The following is a 15,356-nucleotide window of genomic DNA, read 5'->3' as shown; positions in this document are numbered from 1 at the left end:
GATTGCTTCGTGACTAGCAATAACTACTCTAAATTTGTTGGCATTCTAAATGCTACCTTTGAACATTCATAATCCTGTTGATCCTTTAATCATAAGAATCCTATTCAAATCCTAGCATGAAATACATTGAAAAGTTACAGTATATAACACACGACATAGCACATTTAACACATATAGAACAAGCGCAAAATGCATGCGAAGCTGGTGCAAAATGGATTCAATACCGTTGTCTAAGTAAAACTGATGAGGAACTTTTGCAAGACATTAATGAGATAGCTGGCATATGTGATGACTGGGGAACAACCCTTATTGTAACCAACCATATCCATTTAAATGGAACGGCTGATATTCAGGGATTTCACATCGAAGATTTGGATGCAGATTTTAACAAACTTCGCACCCAGGTTGGTGATGATATCACCTTAGGTGGCTCGGCAAATACCATTGATAACTTAATCCGTTTGGGCAAACAAGGTGTAGATTATGCCGGTTTCGGACCTTTTGCTGCAACAGAAACTAAACCCAATAATTATCCCTTTATAACGCTAAGTGAATACAGAAATGCTATTAAAGAATTAGAAAATCAAAACTTAAACCTTCCAATTTTAGCGGTTGGCGGTATAACCAATTACGATGTCGAAAGTTTAATGCAAACCGGAATTTACGGCATTGCCGTTTCTGGAGCAATAAATTTTGCTGATGATTTTATCCAAGCCTATCAGGATTTTTACGAGGCAGTTAAAGGATAATGCTTAGCAGTTGTATCATTCTTTTGCCAGACGGATTCTTGAATCTTATTGATTCAAAAAATTCTAAAACCGTAATTCTAAAATCTGAAATTAGTTTATCTTCGCATTATGTCTTCACACCATATCGTAAAAGAAAAACAAGAACCGGCCTTATATATTGATGAGCTCGGAAATTTTAATGTGGAACTTTTAGGTCAGCTTTTAGAATGGAGCCCAACCCTTTTAGTTAACGGCGAAAACTACGAGAAAATACTTTCTTTAGGCATTAAGATTGATGTTTTAGTCAATGGCAAAGAAGGGGATGCACAAGAAGATACGAAGGTAATTCAAGGTCCGGTTGATGCATTGATGGTAGCGATTAACCATTTATACGATGAAAAATTTCCTGCTGTAAATGTAATTACGGCGAAATTCGATTTGGAAAAATTTGCTGGTTTTGAAGATCAGATTAACCTGGTTGTGTTTACCGAAAAAGCCAAACACTATCCAATTAAATCAGGTTTTTCTGTTTGGAAACCAGCAGGAAGCCAGTTTTTGATTCATGGCAATCGCTACTTAGAGGTAACCAACTTAACCCAAAATGAAGATGAAGTTTTTGAAGTGGTGAATGATGGTTTTGTAGAATTCACTTTCAGCGGGCAACCCATTTATATCAGTGAACCATTATGATAACGCTAAAAAAAGCTAAAGAAGAAGATATTGAATTGATTCAGGAAATTGCCTCAGCAACCTGGCCATCAACCTATCTCGACATTATCGGTCAGGCCCAAATTGATTATATGCTTGATAAAATGTACAGCAAAGGCGAATTGCTTAAGCAGTTAATGGATGGCCATACCTTTATTATAGCCGAGGATGGCTCAGAAAACTACGGCTTTGCAGGTTACTCCATCGTTGGGCATGAAGAAAGAATTTACAAATTACATAAACTCTATGTTTTACCTTCTGCACATGGCAAAGGTGTTGGAAAAATTCTAATGAATGAAGTATTTAATCAGGTTAAAGAAGCCGGGGCATCATCTTTAGAATTAAATGTAAACAAGCTGAATAAAGCCAAGGCTTTCTACCTAAAGGCAGGCTTTACCATTAAAGAAGCAGTAAAATTAGATATCGGCAATGGATATTTTATGGATGATTATGTAATGGAGTATAAGTTTTAGAGCCGAGAATTTAATAATCTCCATTTCGCTGCGCTTCAGTCGAAAAGACGAACAAATTTTAAATAAAATAAGAAAGCCACAGATTACCGGATTATATAAATTTTAATCTGTTAATCTGTGGCTTATTTTGCTGATCACTACCTTGGGTTAGGTCCTTACAAACCACAACTAAATCTGAAATTATTGCTTCAACTTCGGAATTCTTGTTGGTGTATCTGTTCCTTTGATTATCGATGTTGCACTTTTTGCAATTGCTTTAATCGTTGATAGAATATTTTCTACATCCAAAGAACTGTATTCATCTTTAACAGTATGGTATAATTTATCAATATCAATTTTATCGGTACTAATGGTATGTGCCGGAACGCCCAATGCAGCAAGTGTTGCATTATCACTTCTATAAAAAAGTCCTTGTTCCGGATATGGGTCTGGGTGGAAAGTAAATTCAGTACCCGTTAAGTTTTTCTGTAAGATTTTTCCAAAATCTGAGCGCTCATAACCTGTTATAAATGCTGTGTTTTTGCCAAACTTAGAATCCTTTCCAATCATCTCAATGTTAAACATGGCTACAACATCATCGGGATTTAATTTTTCTGAGAAATATCTTGCACCAAAGCCACCAATTTCTTCAGCAGTAAAAGCAACAAAAATTAAAGTACGCTCATTATTTTTTTGAGCTTTGTAATACTTGGCTAAAGCAATCATTGCAGTTGTTCCGGAAGCATCATCATCGGCACCGTTTGCAATACTATCTCCATCAACCGATTTAGTAATGCCTAAATGATCATAATGACCAGAAAAAACCACCAATTCTTTTTCTTTCGATTTACCGGGAATCATTCCTGCTACATTAAAAAGTGGCAATTTCTCCGCTTTATTCTTCACTTCGACGTTAAATTCTTTTGCATCATTAACACCCAGTACAAATACCATAGCATCCTGCGTAGGGTTTTGCATATCCTTTTCATCTAACATAGCGCCCCGACCAGCAAATGATTTGTACCGTTTAAAGTCTGCCGCAAATTTGTTATCAACTAAAACAATCTGCTTTTTGCCTGCACGACTTAATGTTCTGTATTGTACAGCAAAAGTTTTTGCGGTATCTAATTTTACAAAACCATCACTATTGCTTTGCGTAAATGCTACTGATGGAGATTTCCCGGTAACCATGATGTTTTCTTGAGGAATGGTTTGTCCATCAATAACCAATTTTGTAGGTTCTGGAGTAAGTCTGATTTTATAAAAACTCTGACGAAATGATGCCTCACCAGCTAAAGGTTTTAAACCTATCTTTTTAAACTCAGATTCGATAAAAGTTGCAGCTTTATCAATACCAGGCGAAAAAGTTGCCCTACCTTGCATGTCATCGGCACTTAAGGTTTTAATTAGATAATCTGTGTATTCACGGGTGATAATCTTGTCAATATTTTGAGCACTGAGTTGCAAAGATGTGAATCCGACCAATGCGATAAGGAAAATTTTTTTCATTTATAATATTTTTAGTGGTGCTAATTTAGCTTTTTTAGTTTGATTCTTATTTCAATTTAACCTGGGTATTTAACCAGCTGTCTCTAAAAGTTTGCATATCCTTTGTTAAACTTCCGCCTGTTTTTTCGATGGATACAATTTCCAATGCAGGATTTTCGGCGAAGGTAAGTTTTGTTGATTTTGCTTCACCACGGTAAGTATATGTAACATCTACAACATCTCCGGGTTTGTGCGCTTCAGTTACTTTAGTTAACGAAGCCTGATCTTTTATTTCAACACCATCTACAGTCAACAGTACATCTCCAACATCCAAACCTGCCTGATAAACAGGTGTGCCGCCAGTGCTTTGTGGTAAAGTTGCTTTTCCGTTTTCAAAAGATAAGCGCATTAAACCTGTGTAAGCCTTACCAGGATTTGCTTTGCGCAATACAAAGCCTGCGTTTAGCAATAGTTTTGCGTAATCACTCTTCTCTATTCCGTAAATATATCTTTTAAAGAAATCGGCAGCAAAGCTTGGGTTTTTGGTTAAAACGCCTAAAGTTTTTTCCAAATCGGGAACTGTGTAAGCAATTTCCGGCTTTCCATACGCTTTCCATAAAGCCCGCATATAATCATCAAGTGTTAGCTTAAAATCTGCCCGTAACCGAAGATCTAAAGCAAGCGCTGTAGCAGCGCCATAAGTATAATAGGAAAGAAAAATATTGCCTTTATTCGTTTGATCAATTGCAACGCCTGCATCAGCAAAAACTGCGTAGCGACTTGCCTGTATTGGCGAATAATTTTTAACACCCGGAGAATTCAAAACTGCATTGACCAAACCGTTAAAGGTTTGCGCTGCATTCTCAACCGTTTTAAAACCAGCTCTGGTTAATAATAAGGCACCATAATATTGTGTAAATCCTTCAGCCAGCCAAAGTTCGTTGCTCATGTTTGAGTGCGTAAAGTTGAAGGGTTCCAGCGTTTTTGGTCTTAATCTTTCAACATTCCAGCTGTGGAAATATTCATGAGAAAATGTACCTAACAAGTTAGATTCGTAACCATCAATTTTTGGTGTGCGCTGAACAATTATAGTTGAGTTTCTGTGCTCCATCCCATCTCCTGCATTATCCGGGTAAACATCATGCAGGAAATAATAATTACCATAATCATAATTCGGAAATTCGCCCCAAACCGCTAAATGTTCACCAACCATTTTTTTAAGCATCACAGCATAGTTATCAACGGTTTTTTGGTCGTCGTTTGAATGTGAAACCAGATGAATGGTCTGCATCTTTCCATCCGTATTTTTTACTTGCCAGCTTGCGGTTTTATAGTTTGCAATTTCTGTTGGGCTATCCATAAAGTACTGAAGATTGGCAGCATAATACGTATCATTACCCATTGGCTTTAATTGGGTAGCGACCTTCCAATTTTGTTTCTCGCTATAATTAAATTTCACTAAGCGGGCACGGTTGTCCATCCCAATTGGGAAGGCAAAAGTTGCCGGAATGTTCATGTGCGCATGGGTTTCATCAAAACCTGCGTAGGTTCCGTCGATCCAGTTACCAAAAATTGTATACGTAATTTTTACACTTTTACCATGATTTGGAATTTCGTAAACATCGCCTGCAGATTGATTTAAGGCTAGTTCTTTCCCCGAACCATCGAAAGCTTTTAGGCTATAAACGTTTTTGCCGAATTCATGTGTAGCATATCTTCCTGGAGATGAGCGACTCATCCTAACCGTTAAAGTTCCAGCCGGAACATTCGGAATTAACATACTTACTTCCGCTTCGTGATGAATGGCGTTGGGAAAAGAAACGGTATAACTGATTTCATTTTGAGCAAAAGCGCCTAAAGACAATAACATTGCCGCAGCGGTTCCAAGAATTTTCTTCATAAATAGGTTTTGATGGGCTCAATTTACTAAAAAAGACACATAAAGCATGTAAAGGTCTATTACTTGTAATAAATAGCATATTTTAAGAATAGTCGTCATTGCGAGGCACGAAGCAATCTTAAATCATTCGTTATAAACCCTTAGTGTGAGATTGCTTCGTGCCTCGCAATGACGAAATGATTGTTCTTCCATATCCCAACTATTCCTTATCCCAGTCGTATCGTTCTAAATCTCGATAAGCCTTGCCTTTGATAATTTCCTTTTGCTTTGATGTTTCCGAATCTACCCGGGTTTCATGAACATTATCGGCTACTTCAAATCGAAAATCTTTATTCTTTTTAGATTCATAAATCGAAACCTCATCTCCATCGGCCAATACATAATCGTACGGACCGCGGGCACTCATCAGTTTTACAAATACAGGCAAACATTCGAAAAAGATAAACAACAAGCCAATAAACGTAACCGCTAAAGCAGTATTATTATCGCTGGTGCCATCGGCATTAAATTTTAGTTGACCTAAAGCCCAGTTTCTATCTGCAAAACCGGCAAGATTAGCCAAACTATCCAATTGCTTATCGGTATAAAGTTTGGCGGTAAATAAACCATCAAACTCTTTTCGTTTATCAATAAAAGATTCTGCTTTATTTATGTTGGCCTTTAAACTGTCTAATTCTGCAGTGCGCTGTTGTATCTCTGCTTCCTTGCGTTTGGCAAAAGGACCATAACCTAAAACCCCAGAGGTTTCTGTAGTTTTATTACCAAAGATTTCGAAATTCAGCTTCTGCCTATCTGTTTTTATACCCTTTTCCAGCGAATCTCTGGTTGCCTTTTGCTGATTTAACCGACCAAATTCTACCTGATATTTGTTCTGGAAAGCTTTATTTAAAGTATCGATTTTAGAACGTTGCCCGTTTAAATAACTCACCTTTAAACGTTCTTTAATTTCCTTATCAAAAATCTTTAATTCAATTGGTCTGGAAATTACAATACCAATCATTATTGCCAATAAAATACGTGGAGTGGCTTGTAAAACTTGTTTGCTTATAGATGCACTTTTGTTGATGCTGGATACGATATATCTATCCATATTAAAAATAGCAGCACCCCATAAAAGGCCAAAAATGATGGCAAAAACTACCGCTAAATCATCGCCCTTAAAAACGAAATACATGGCATAACCACCAGATAAGGCGGCGAATAAACCAGTAAAAAAAATTGTGGCACCAATGCCTGTATATTTATTTTGTTCTGAAGAATACTTTTCCAGTGTCGGGATGTGGGCGCCAGAGCAAAACCAAAAAAATCGGTTTATTTTATCCATTTGTAACTATTTATAATTAAACGCCTAAGGCATTAATATGTTACAGTTTAAAACCAAGTATTTTTGTAAAATCACTTGCAATAATTTCATGGAAATATTAAGTAAAGCTGGTTTCTATCAATTACAAACCCACAGGAATATGAATAACCTAGGGATATTTTACATGTTATCTATTTAAATTGTCAAACCCTAAATTTTGCATACTAAATGCCTCACTAGCCACACATGTGCTAAAGTGTTTTTTGTATATTTGAAAAAATATATTTTACATGAAAGAGATATCGGTACAAGAACTTAAACAGAAAATCGATAATAAAGAAGATTTTCAGTTGATTGATGTTCGCGAAACATTCGAATATGAAGTTTCTAATCTTGATGGCGAAAACATTCCTTTAGGCGGAATTTTAATTGAGGCAGATAAGGTTGCTAAAGATAAGCCTGTTATTATGCAATGCCGTAGTGGTAAAAGAAGTGCCGCTGCAGTAATGCAATTGGAGGCTCAATATGGTTTTGAAAACCTATACAATTTAAAAGGTGGTATTTTAGCCTGGCAAGAAGCTTACGACCCAAATATGCCGGTTTACTAATACTAAATAATTGAATTTTGAATGAATGAATGATTGATTTGCTTAACTACTAATTACATTCACTCATTCAAAATGCTCTCCCTCAATAATTTCAATCTTTGGGCATCATATTTCCATTTCGAAGTGATTTGGCGTTACAAAAACTTTTAAATGAATGATAGATTTGGCTTACTGCTAATTACATTCACTCATTCAAAATGCTATCATTCAATAATTCAACAATAATCGTGGGTAAGAAATTCGCATTAAATATCTTTTACAACTTAGGCATCATCCTTTCAATTTTTGGATTGATATGGTGCTACAATAATGGTAAATATATACCTGCTGCTTTTTTAGTTGGCACGGCGGCTTGTTTGCTATATTTTAAGGTTCAGCTGATGAAAGAAATCAGGAGATCGTATAAGGAAAAAGATCCGGAGTAACACCTTCCAAGCCTAATCCTGGCAAATTTTTAAGCAAGTATTTACCATTTTTGAACGGTGGATTTGCGAATGGATTGTTTTTGGTAAGCCATGGTCCATCTAAATCTGCCCAGTTACAAAGCGGCGCTAAAGCCGCAGCCGCTAAGGTAGCACAGCTGGTTTCACTCATGCAGCCAATTAAAACTTTCATCCCGAAAGAGCGGGCCTTCAAAATCATCTGGTGTCCTTCGTACATGCCGCAACTCTTCATCAATTTAACATTTATGCCGTGGTAAACACCTTTAAGTTTATCCATATCAGCTAGTCGCTGTACAGCTTCATCTGCCAATAACGGAACCGGACTTCTTTCTGTTAACCAGGCATTTCCATCAGGATTATTTTTATCCATAGGTTGCTCAATCAGTAATACACCTTTACTATGTAGCCAGTAAATTAAATCTATAGCTTTAATTTTATCAGTCCAGCCCTGGTTTGCATCTACATACAACGGAACATTGGTGAGCCCTCGAATGGTATCGATGATTTCTTTATCATTATCTCTACCCAGTTTAACTTTTATTACTTTAAATGCTTCAGCATCTTTCAGTTTTTCTCGGATAATTTCCGGTGTATCAATTCCAATCGTGTATGAAGTTACCGGCATGTTGGCTAAATCAGCGCCATAAATTTCATAACATGGTTTATTTAAAATTTTTCCTTGTATGTCATTCAAGGCAATATCAATCGCCGCTTTAATGGCTGGTTGCCCGGTTGCCAAATCGTCGAGATAAGCAATTATTGTTTCAAAATTAAAGGGGTAAGTGATTTTATTCCAATCGACAAGCTTTAGGAATGCGTCTGCTGTTTCATAGCTTTCGCCCATATAAGGTACCATCGATGCTTCCCCATAACCAACTACATCCTCGTATTGAATTTTCAATAGCATTAATGGTGTGCTTGTTCGGGTAAACTTCGAAATCGAAAAAGGATGTTTCAATTCCAACTCATATTGGGTGGTGCTAATTTTCATTGTTTAAAGCAAGGTTATATTCTCAAAAAACATTTCAAGATTACGGTATTTTATCCGATTATTCTAGATCGATTGATTCAAATATTAAGGAATTTTTTGTTTTGATTATTGGAATTTGATGGAAGGTTGCAAAATAATAATTGTAAAATGTTTTCCCGCAGATCACACAAATTTACGCAGAGATTCAGCTATGGTTCTTTTATGGAAGTAGTATGTAGATTAGGCAGATTTATATAGAACTTAGGATTGGTTAATAGGTAAAGATAAATTTAACAAAGCCTCCTCTACAAGTTGTCCGTATCCTTTTTCGGATTAGTAATTATTCGGTTAAAATAATTATCAATCTATTTACATAAATATATAATACCTAATATTGCACAGATGAATACCGGCTTATACAATCCATTTCAAAAATTTGATTTTCTTTACAAAACCTGTTTTTTAAGCGGAAATACATTTAGTTCTCCATTGCTGCAAGTTCCGTTGATACCTAACTGGCTTTTAGAACTTGCTAACCTAAGCGGTGAAGAACAGATTCAGTTTCTGGATGAAAGCATTCGCTCCTACAACACCCTGGTTATTCCCATAAATAGCGAAGTGAATGAACAGTTCCTAAATCCTTTGGAGGCTAAAATTGAGCAAGCATTTTTGGGAGGCTATGAAAAGGTATCGGCATTAAATGAGCTGGATTTATTCAATTGGCTTGGCAAATTTTTGTATGGTTTTATTTACATCGAAATGCATTCTGCTTTGCGCAAAGAAATGACAGCCGATGGATTAAACATGTCGCAATCTTTAATGATGAAATTTGCCAATCTAAATTTCATGATGCAGAATCTGTATACGAGTGTAAGCTTCGAAGATTTTAAACCTTGGTCGATTACGGTAGTAAAGCTCGAAGATGAAGAAATGCCTTTCAGCTTTCGCGATGAAATAAATACCCTTACTTTCTCACTAAAAATGAAAGATTTCGGGATTATAGCCTGTTTGCAGGATAACGGAACCAACAAACGTTACCACCAGCAAATTATTGATGAAGTAAAAGGGAAAGCTTTAACCGCCCAACAATTTGAAGAGTTAACGGCTCGGTTTTATTATTCTGCCTATCTGTTTAACCGTTTACCCGAATATACTTTTATGCCTGTAGAAGGCACAATTTACATAGAAGCAATGCCGTTACGGGGCAATATGAGCAAACCGCTTTTTGATGTTTGGCAGCATAAAATATACGCACACGTTTTAGAAACCTTCTGGAAACCTTGGGGTTATGTAAAATTCGAGATTATTAAAGACCCGGATAATCCGATGAGCTTTTTTGAAAAACCTTGCTTACCTGAAATCTAAAATCTCTTTTAACAATCTGCTTTCGATTCTTAAACTTAATATTTTACTGTTTTATCACCGTATTGCTTTTACGACGCATCTTGCTGAGTTTATTTTAGCATCTTTCTTGCAAAGAAGACCCTGAAATAAATTCAGGGTGACGTAAACTAAAAAAAACCTTGCTTACCTCAAGTTTAAGATTTCTTCTATTAACCTGCGTTCGATTCTTAAACTTAATATTTTACCGTGTTATCACCGTATTGCTTTCACAACACGTCATGCTGAATTTATTTCAGCATCTTTCTTGCAAAGAAGACCCTGAACTAAATTCAGGGTGACGTAAACTAAAAAAAACGTTGCTTACCTGAAATTTAAAATTTCTTTTATTAATCTGAATTGATTCTTAGACTAAATATTTAAATGTTTTATTACCGTATTGCTTTACGACGCGTCATGCTGAATTTATTTCAGCATCTTTCTTGTAAATAAGACCCTGAAATAAATTCAGGGTGACGTAACATTAATTGCTGCCGGTTAACATTGATATAAAGTTCTGTATAATACCCGGAACGAAAATTATCGTAAATATTAAACCGGTTAAAGCCCCAAAAAAGTGTGCATCGTGGTTAATGTGGTCTCTCGAATTTCTGGATGCATAAGCACAATAAATCAAATAAATCACTCCGAAAGCTACAGCAGGTATCCCGATAGGAATAAACATGATGTAAATTTTAGACATCGGATTGAATAATATGTAGCTAAAAAGCACCGCACTAACTGCGCCCGAGGCACCTAAACTATTGTAATGAAAGTTATCCTTGTGCTTAAAAACCGTTGGCAAATCACTCAAAACCAAGCCCAAAAAGTATAGCAAACCAAATTGCCAGCTGCCCATTAAACGTTCTAACTTAAAAGAAAAAGCAACAAAAGTAAACATATTAAAAAACAAGTGCATCCAATCTGCATGTATTAAACCGCTGGTTATAAGCGTATAAACATTTTTTCCTTTTGATACACTGTAAGGATGAAGCATAAACTTACCGTAGATTCCATTATCGTAAAAAGCATAAAGGCTTGTGATAATGGTAAAAACAAAAATTACGGATGCTACCGGGGCTATATTAAAGTATTCCATTTGATGTTATTTTAAATTGAGTTTTACGTTTGATAATAAACGTGCCACAGGGTATCGGTTATGGGTTTTTTCGTAATAATCAGAATTTTTATACACAAATTCCAATTGAGCAGAACCACTCTTTGCAAAAACGGTATCTGCAGATTTTTTTTCATCCAATTTGGCTTTCAGCGCCGGGTTGTTTTTTAACAATTCTGCTGCAGTATCTTCAAAAATATAAGCCGAATAATGTTCTTTCATGTCTAATATCGAATCGAAAAAATTCCAGTTAAAATATGAATCCGTTGCCTGTGGTTCTAAGGTTTCTACAATATAACGATTGCTAACCTGGCTGGTATAAATTACGTAATCGCCTGCATAATATTGCAAGGTTTGCTTAACAGGATTTATTTTAACCGCCGAATGTACATAATGCCCTTCATACGGCCTTGTGCCGGTTTTAAAATCGCCGATGTAATAACTTTCAACATCAAGTTTTATGTCATCCTTAAGCTGTTCTGTTTTTACATGATTTAGTTTCAGTAATGCAATTACTTTATCCCATGCTTTTGGAATGATATAGGCAACGGGTTTTTGAATGCTTACAGAAGGTTCAAAATTATTCCACTGCTTAATAAATGTAGTAAAAGGTTTATTTCGGTCGTAATACAATCTATCAAAGCCGCTAACTTCGCTTGGTTTTTTCCCTGCTTCAAAACCTTTAAAAGGAATGCTATCTCCAAGGTTTTTATTCAAAACCCACTCTAAAGCAAATTCCTTTTGGCTAGCAACAAATTCATCCGCTTTGCGCTTATTTTCACCAATCAGGTTTGCATCACGTTCAACAATACTAATATAAGTTTGTAAAAGCTTGTAGGTTGCATCAACCCGCAAATCGAAAGATTTCAACATGTGCGTTTCGGGCATAAAACCAATGGTATTGTGTAAGGTTGTATATCCGGTAGAATAGCGTGGTGATTCGATAAAACCAGTAATGCCTGTTTCTGGAGTTTGTCCTATAGAATTTACGTAAGGAACCATTGGATAGCCCTTTTTTTCCATTCCTCGATATAAATCGGGCACCAGTGTTTTGGTTAGGTAAGCAGATAAAATAGGATTTAACTTATCTTTTTGAGTAGGTATCAGGGTCATCACATACTGATAATCGGCACCATTGCTCGTATGGGTATCTACAAATATTTCGGGCTGCCAGGTGTTAAATATTAACTGAAAAGCCGCTGAGTTTTTACTATCTGTTTTTATGAAATCGCGGTTCAAATCAAGGTTTTTGCTATTGCCTCTAAAGCCATAAGCTACCGGTCCGTTTTGGTTTGCTCTTGATGTGCCACTTCTGTTAAAACTTCCATCAATATTATAAATTGGAATGATACACACCACCACATCTTTAGGAATTTTGTCCCCTTTAAGCAAATCTCTGGCAAGCATCATCGATGCATCAATTCCTTCAGGCTCACCCGGATGAATGCCATTATTTATCAGCAATATACGCTTGTTATGCTTTCTGATTGCCGCAGGATCAAAAACCTTATCGTTCGACAAAACCAAAAGGTGCAATGGCTTACCAAAATCTGTACTTCCATACGTTAAAAGTTTAGCCTTTGGGTATGTTTTTGCTAAAGTTTCGTAATAAGAAATTGCCTCATTATATGTAGTGGTTTCTTTTTTATTGCTTCGCTCGTAAGGGGTTTGCTGTGCCATACTTTGCAAACCAACAAAAAGCAACAAAGCCAGAAAGATGTTTCTCATGTATTAATTTAGGGATTGATTAAAGTGTTCTTCGGAAAAATCTAATATTACCAAAATAATATTTAAAACCAATGCTATATACATTATAAGTATCCGGAGCCTCATTATCGAATGTGGATGGTGGGTCGTTATAGCCATCTAAACCTTCGCCAAAAGTAAAGTTGCTTTGCGCATTTACGGTTAGCACGTAACGGGCATAATCCCATCTATCCTTAAAATAAAAATTAATGCCCAAATTTAAAGGCACCCATAAATTTACGCTTTTATCTTCACCAGGGAAAGGACCATAACCTGCATCGAAAAAAGCAAAGCCAGGTTTTATCCGAACAATATCTGTAATGTTATTTTTTATTGCACCAACACCAATGCCTGCATATAAGCCCCTTATGTGATATAAAAAGTTTGATTGACGATAATCTACAAATTCGCCAAGCATAACTTTCATATTGGCATTAATAGCCTTATATTGATTTACAAACTGCCGGTTATTTCGGTCGGTGTAGATATCTCCACCCTGAATCATGCCAAATTGCCCTTCTAAACCTACGGTTACAAATGGGGTAAAATTATGGTCGATGGTACCAGAAAATGTGTGCCCCCAATTACCACGAACAACATCGGTTCTTGAGTAGTTAGCACCTGCACCAAATCCGATAGACCACTTGTAATAATTAGACTGAGCTTGACTAAGCAAAGTAAAAAACAATAAAATTAGGGTTAGGGATGTAGTTTTCAGGTGTTTATATCTCATAAGCTTTTTTTAACAAAAATAATATGTTTATCCAATATCTATAACTATTAACTTTGGAATTATGGCTATGTACCAAAACATTAACAAATCTTTAGAGCGTAGGTTTATTAAATATACTCAAATTGATACACAATCTGATCCTGGTTCCGATACTTGTCCGTCAACTGAAAAACAAAAGAATTTAGGTTTAGAACTGGTTAAAGAACTTTTAGCCTTGGGAATTACAGATGCTGAAATGGATGAAAATGGTTATGTATATGCAACCATACCGTCACCAACAGATAAGAAAGTGCCAGTAATTTGTTTTTGCTCACACATGGATACCTCGCCAGATTGTAGTGGTGAAAATGTAAAACCCATCATTCATCAAAACTACCAAGGACAGGATTTGATACTGCCAGATGATGAATCCATTATCATAAAGGCATCAGAACATCAAGATTTGCTACATCAAATTGGCAATGACATTATTACCGCAAGTGGTACCACTTTACTCGGTGCCGATAACAAAGCCGGAGTAACCGAAATCATGGAAGCCGTAAATTTCCTGATTCATCATAAGGAGATAAAACATGGTACCGTTAAAATTCTTTTTACCCCTGATGAAGAAATCGGCAGAGGTGTAGATAAAGCGAATTTGAAAAAATTAGGGGCTGATTTTGCTTATACCGTAGATGGGGAGACTTTAGGTTCGATTGAAGATGAAACCTTCTCGGCCGATGGTGCAACCTTAATCATAAATGGGGTGAGCAGTCACCCGGGTTTTGCTAAAGGTAAAATGGAAAGCGCCATAAAAATCATTGCTGAAATTATTGCCGCATTGCCAAAGGATACCCTTACACCAGAAACCACATCGGGGAAAGAAGGCTTTATCCATCCGGTGATGATAAAAGGACAAGTTGAGCAGGCAGAAGCACAATTCATCATTCGCGATTTTACAGATGAAAAACTAACCGAACATGCAGAGGTTTTAAGAAAAACTGCAGAAGGGATCCTAAAAAATTATTCAAATTCCAGCTTTAATTTAGAGGTAAAAGCACAATACAGAAACATGAAGCAAGTTCTGGATTTACATCCTCAGGTATTGGCTTATGGTATTGAGGCTATTGAACGGGCAGGCGTTACCGCTAAAAAGCAAAGCATTCGTGGTGGTACAGATGGCTCCCGGTTATCGTATATGGGTTTGCCTTGCCCAAATATTTTTGCCGGCGAGCATGCATTTCATAGCAAACAAGAATGGGTAAGCGTTCAGGATATGGAAAAAGCAGTACAAACCATTATAAACATTGCCTGTATTTGGGAAGAACGAGCTTAATTTTAATACAGCGGGGGAAGTTTAAAGTGACGGACTGATATCCAGCCGGCTAATTTTACCATCCTTATTTATCTGGAATTTAAAATTCGTTTCGAAGTCTCCCCACTGGTTGGAGTGAAAATGGCCATACACATCGAGTCCGTTATTTTCGACTTTATCAATACTGGTAAACTTTTCTTTGCCTAAAGCTTTTTTAAAAAAATTATTAAAATGCATTTGATTTCCATCATCATACAAAATCACATCAGCAGCAAATAAAGGGAACCAGGCCTTGGCATCACCTTTCTGTAATGCATCTATGGCTGCTTTAACTTTTGTATTTGTTAATTTACTGAAATCGATAGCCATAATTGGGATGCTAAAAGGTAGAGCGTATGCTGTGCTGGATGATTATCAAACTTAAATAAAAAAATACCTGGACACAATAGCCCAAAAACTTATTAAGGAATAAAGCTTTCGAAAATA

15 protein-coding genes are annotated in these 15,356 nt (G+C 36.3%); 7 read left to right on the top strand and 8 right to left on the bottom strand.

The features are described from left to right. Positions 1–116: 116 nt before the first annotated feature. The 3 genes from D7004_RS10955 (at position 117) to D7004_RS10945 (ending at position 1,909) form a co-directional block, all read left to right on the top strand. Complete coding sequence (locus D7004_RS10955) at positions 117–749, top strand: thiamine phosphate synthase (RefSeq protein ID WP_123205903.1); 633 nt, start codon at positions 117–119, stop codon at positions 747–749. Between the two features lie 108 nt (positions 750–857). Then, on the top strand, positions 858–1,418 hold the full coding sequence (locus tag D7004_RS10950; RefSeq protein WP_123205902.1) for a thiamine pyrophosphokinase: 561 nt from the start codon (positions 858–860) through the stop codon (positions 1,416–1,418). After that, on the top strand, positions 1,415–1,909 hold the full coding sequence (locus D7004_RS10945; RefSeq protein ID WP_123205901.1) for a GNAT family N-acetyltransferase: 495 nt from the start codon (positions 1,415–1,417) through the stop codon (positions 1,907–1,909). Before D7004_RS10950 ends, D7004_RS10945 begins: the two co-directional genes overlap by 4 nt. A gap of 180 nt (positions 1,910–2,089) precedes the next feature. On the opposite strand, the gene D7004_RS10940 is transcribed toward D7004_RS10945, so the two are convergent. The 3 genes from D7004_RS10940 to D7004_RS10930 all read right to left on the bottom strand — a co-directional run bounded on the left by D7004_RS10940 (position 2,090) and on the right by D7004_RS10930 (position 6,600). Further along, positions 2,090–3,397 carry a M20/M25/M40 family metallo-hydrolase gene (locus D7004_RS10940; RefSeq protein ID WP_123205900.1) on the bottom strand — a complete coding sequence of 436 codons (1,308 nt, stop codon included), beginning with the start codon at positions 3,395–3,397 and terminating at the stop codon, positions 2,090–2,092. A gap of 46 nt (positions 3,398–3,443) precedes the next feature. After that, a complete protein-coding gene (locus D7004_RS10935; RefSeq protein ID WP_123205899.1) occupies positions 3,444–5,276 on the bottom strand; it encodes a M61 family metallopeptidase in 1,833 nt (610 codons plus the stop codon). A 199-nt stretch (positions 5,277–5,475) separates the two neighbouring features. Beyond that, positions 5,476–6,600, bottom strand: coding sequence for a DUF4407 domain-containing protein (locus D7004_RS10930; RefSeq protein WP_123205898.1), 1,125 nt, complete (start codon positions 6,598–6,600; stop codon positions 5,476–5,478). Between the two features lie 269 nt (positions 6,601–6,869). Between D7004_RS10930 and D7004_RS10925 the strand changes: the two genes are divergently transcribed. Together D7004_RS10925 and D7004_RS21010 are read left to right on the top strand one after the other, a co-directional pair. Further along, positions 6,870–7,187, top strand: coding sequence for a rhodanese-like domain-containing protein (locus D7004_RS10925; protein WP_123205897.1), 318 nt, complete (start codon positions 6,870–6,872; stop codon positions 7,185–7,187). Positions 7,188–7,384: 197 nt separating this feature from the next. Beyond that, complete coding sequence (locus D7004_RS21010) at positions 7,385–7,612, top strand: DUF6358 family protein (RefSeq protein WP_244214299.1); 228 nt, start codon at positions 7,385–7,387, stop codon at positions 7,610–7,612. Here the strand turns inward: D7004_RS21010 and D7004_RS10915 are convergent. Then, on the bottom strand, positions 7,578–8,621 hold the full coding sequence (locus D7004_RS10915) for a dipeptide epimerase (RefSeq protein WP_123205896.1): 1,044 nt from the start codon (positions 8,619–8,621) through the stop codon (positions 7,578–7,580). The two genes, D7004_RS21010 and D7004_RS10915, sit on opposite strands and share 35 nt — an antisense overlap. Positions 8,622–9,002: 381 nt before the next feature. On the opposite strand from D7004_RS10915, the gene D7004_RS10910 reads away from it, so the two are divergent. Further along, a complete protein-coding gene (locus D7004_RS10910) occupies positions 9,003–9,965 on the top strand; it encodes a hypothetical protein (protein ID WP_167459477.1) in 963 nt (320 codons plus the stop codon). 499 nt (positions 9,966–10,464) lie between these two features. Here D7004_RS10910 and D7004_RS10905 read toward each other — a convergent pair whose 3' ends face one another. The 3 genes from D7004_RS10905 to D7004_RS10895 are packed head-to-tail and all read right to left on the bottom strand — an operon-like array spanning position 10,465 to position 13,576. Then, the gene (locus tag D7004_RS10905) at positions 10,465–11,079 is read right to left on the bottom strand and encodes a rhomboid family intramembrane serine protease (RefSeq protein WP_123205894.1); all 615 of its coding nucleotides are present in this window, start codon (positions 11,077–11,079) and stop codon (positions 10,465–10,467) included. 6 nt (positions 11,080–11,085) lie between these two features. After that, positions 11,086–12,825: a M14 family metallopeptidase gene (locus D7004_RS10900; protein WP_244214298.1), complete on the bottom strand. Its 1,740-nt coding sequence runs from the start codon at positions 12,823–12,825 to the stop codon at positions 11,086–11,088. 19 nt (positions 12,826–12,844) lie between these two features. Continuing rightward, positions 12,845–13,576, bottom strand: a complete 732-nt coding sequence (locus tag D7004_RS10895) for a hypothetical protein (RefSeq protein WP_123205893.1) — start codon at positions 13,574–13,576, stop codon at positions 12,845–12,847. 61 nt (positions 13,577–13,637) lie between these two features. Here D7004_RS10895 and pepT point away from each other — a divergent pair, with 61 nt between their 5' ends. Beyond that, positions 13,638–14,891, top strand: a complete 1,254-nt coding sequence (pepT, locus tag D7004_RS10890; RefSeq protein WP_123205892.1) for a peptidase T — start codon at positions 13,638–13,640, stop codon at positions 14,889–14,891. 21 nt (positions 14,892–14,912) lie between these two features. Here pepT and D7004_RS10885 read toward each other — a convergent pair whose 3' ends face one another. After that, positions 14,913–15,239, bottom strand: a complete 327-nt coding sequence (locus D7004_RS10885; RefSeq protein WP_123205891.1) for a nuclear transport factor 2 family protein — start codon at positions 15,237–15,239, stop codon at positions 14,913–14,915. Positions 15,240–15,356 lie beyond the last annotated feature (117 nt).

Source organism: Pedobacter jejuensis (genome assembly GCF_003725795.1).
Lineage (GTDB): Bacteria > Bacteroidota > Bacteroidia > Sphingobacteriales > Sphingobacteriaceae > Pedobacter > Pedobacter jejuensis.
This window is presented reverse-complemented; position numbering and strand designations above follow the sequence as displayed.

Excerpts from the sequence above, each read along its gene's own strand:
- D7004_RS10895 (WP_123205893.1), bottom strand. The coding sequence starts at position 13,576 with ATGAGATATAAACACCTGAAAACTACATCCCTAACCCTAATTTTATTG.
- D7004_RS10885 (WP_123205891.1), bottom strand. The coding sequence starts at position 15,239 with ATGGCTATCGATTTCAGTAAATTAACAAATACAAAAGTTAAAGCAGCC.
- D7004_RS10950 (WP_123205902.1), top strand. The coding sequence starts at position 858 with ATGTCTTCACACCATATCGTAAAAGAAAAACAAGAACCGGCCTTATAT.
- D7004_RS10915 (WP_123205896.1), bottom strand. The coding sequence starts at position 8,621 with ATGAAAATTAGCACCACCCAATATGAGTTGGAATTGAAACATCCTTTT.
- D7004_RS10900 (WP_244214298.1), bottom strand. The coding sequence starts at position 12,825 with ATGAGAAACATCTTTCTGGCTTTGTTGCTTTTTGTTGGTTTGCAAAGT.
- pepT (WP_123205892.1), top strand. The coding sequence starts at position 13,638 with ATGGCTATGTACCAAAACATTAACAAATCTTTAGAGCGTAGGTTTATT.
- D7004_RS10910 (WP_167459477.1), top strand. The coding sequence starts at position 9,003 with ATGAATACCGGCTTATACAATCCATTTCAAAAATTTGATTTTCTTTAC.
- D7004_RS10940 (WP_123205900.1), bottom strand. The coding sequence starts at position 3,397 with ATGAAAAAAATTTTCCTTATCGCATTGGTCGGATTCACATCTTTGCAA.
- D7004_RS21010 (WP_244214299.1), top strand. The coding sequence starts at position 7,385 with ATGCTATCATTCAATAATTCAACAATAATCGTGGGTAAGAAATTCGCA.
- D7004_RS10955 (WP_123205903.1), top strand. The coding sequence starts at position 117 with ATGAAATACATTGAAAAGTTACAGTATATAACACACGACATAGCACAT.
- D7004_RS10930 (WP_123205898.1), bottom strand. The coding sequence starts at position 6,600 with ATGGATAAAATAAACCGATTTTTTTGGTTTTGCTCTGGCGCCCACATC.
- D7004_RS10905 (WP_123205894.1), bottom strand. The coding sequence starts at position 11,079 with ATGGAATACTTTAATATAGCCCCGGTAGCATCCGTAATTTTTGTTTTT.
- D7004_RS10925 (WP_123205897.1), top strand. The coding sequence starts at position 6,870 with ATGAAAGAGATATCGGTACAAGAACTTAAACAGAAAATCGATAATAAA.
- D7004_RS10935 (WP_123205899.1), bottom strand. The coding sequence starts at position 5,276 with ATGAAGAAAATTCTTGGAACCGCTGCGGCAATGTTATTGTCTTTAGGC.
- D7004_RS10945 (WP_123205901.1), top strand. The coding sequence starts at position 1,415 with ATGATAACGCTAAAAAAAGCTAAAGAAGAAGATATTGAATTGATTCAG.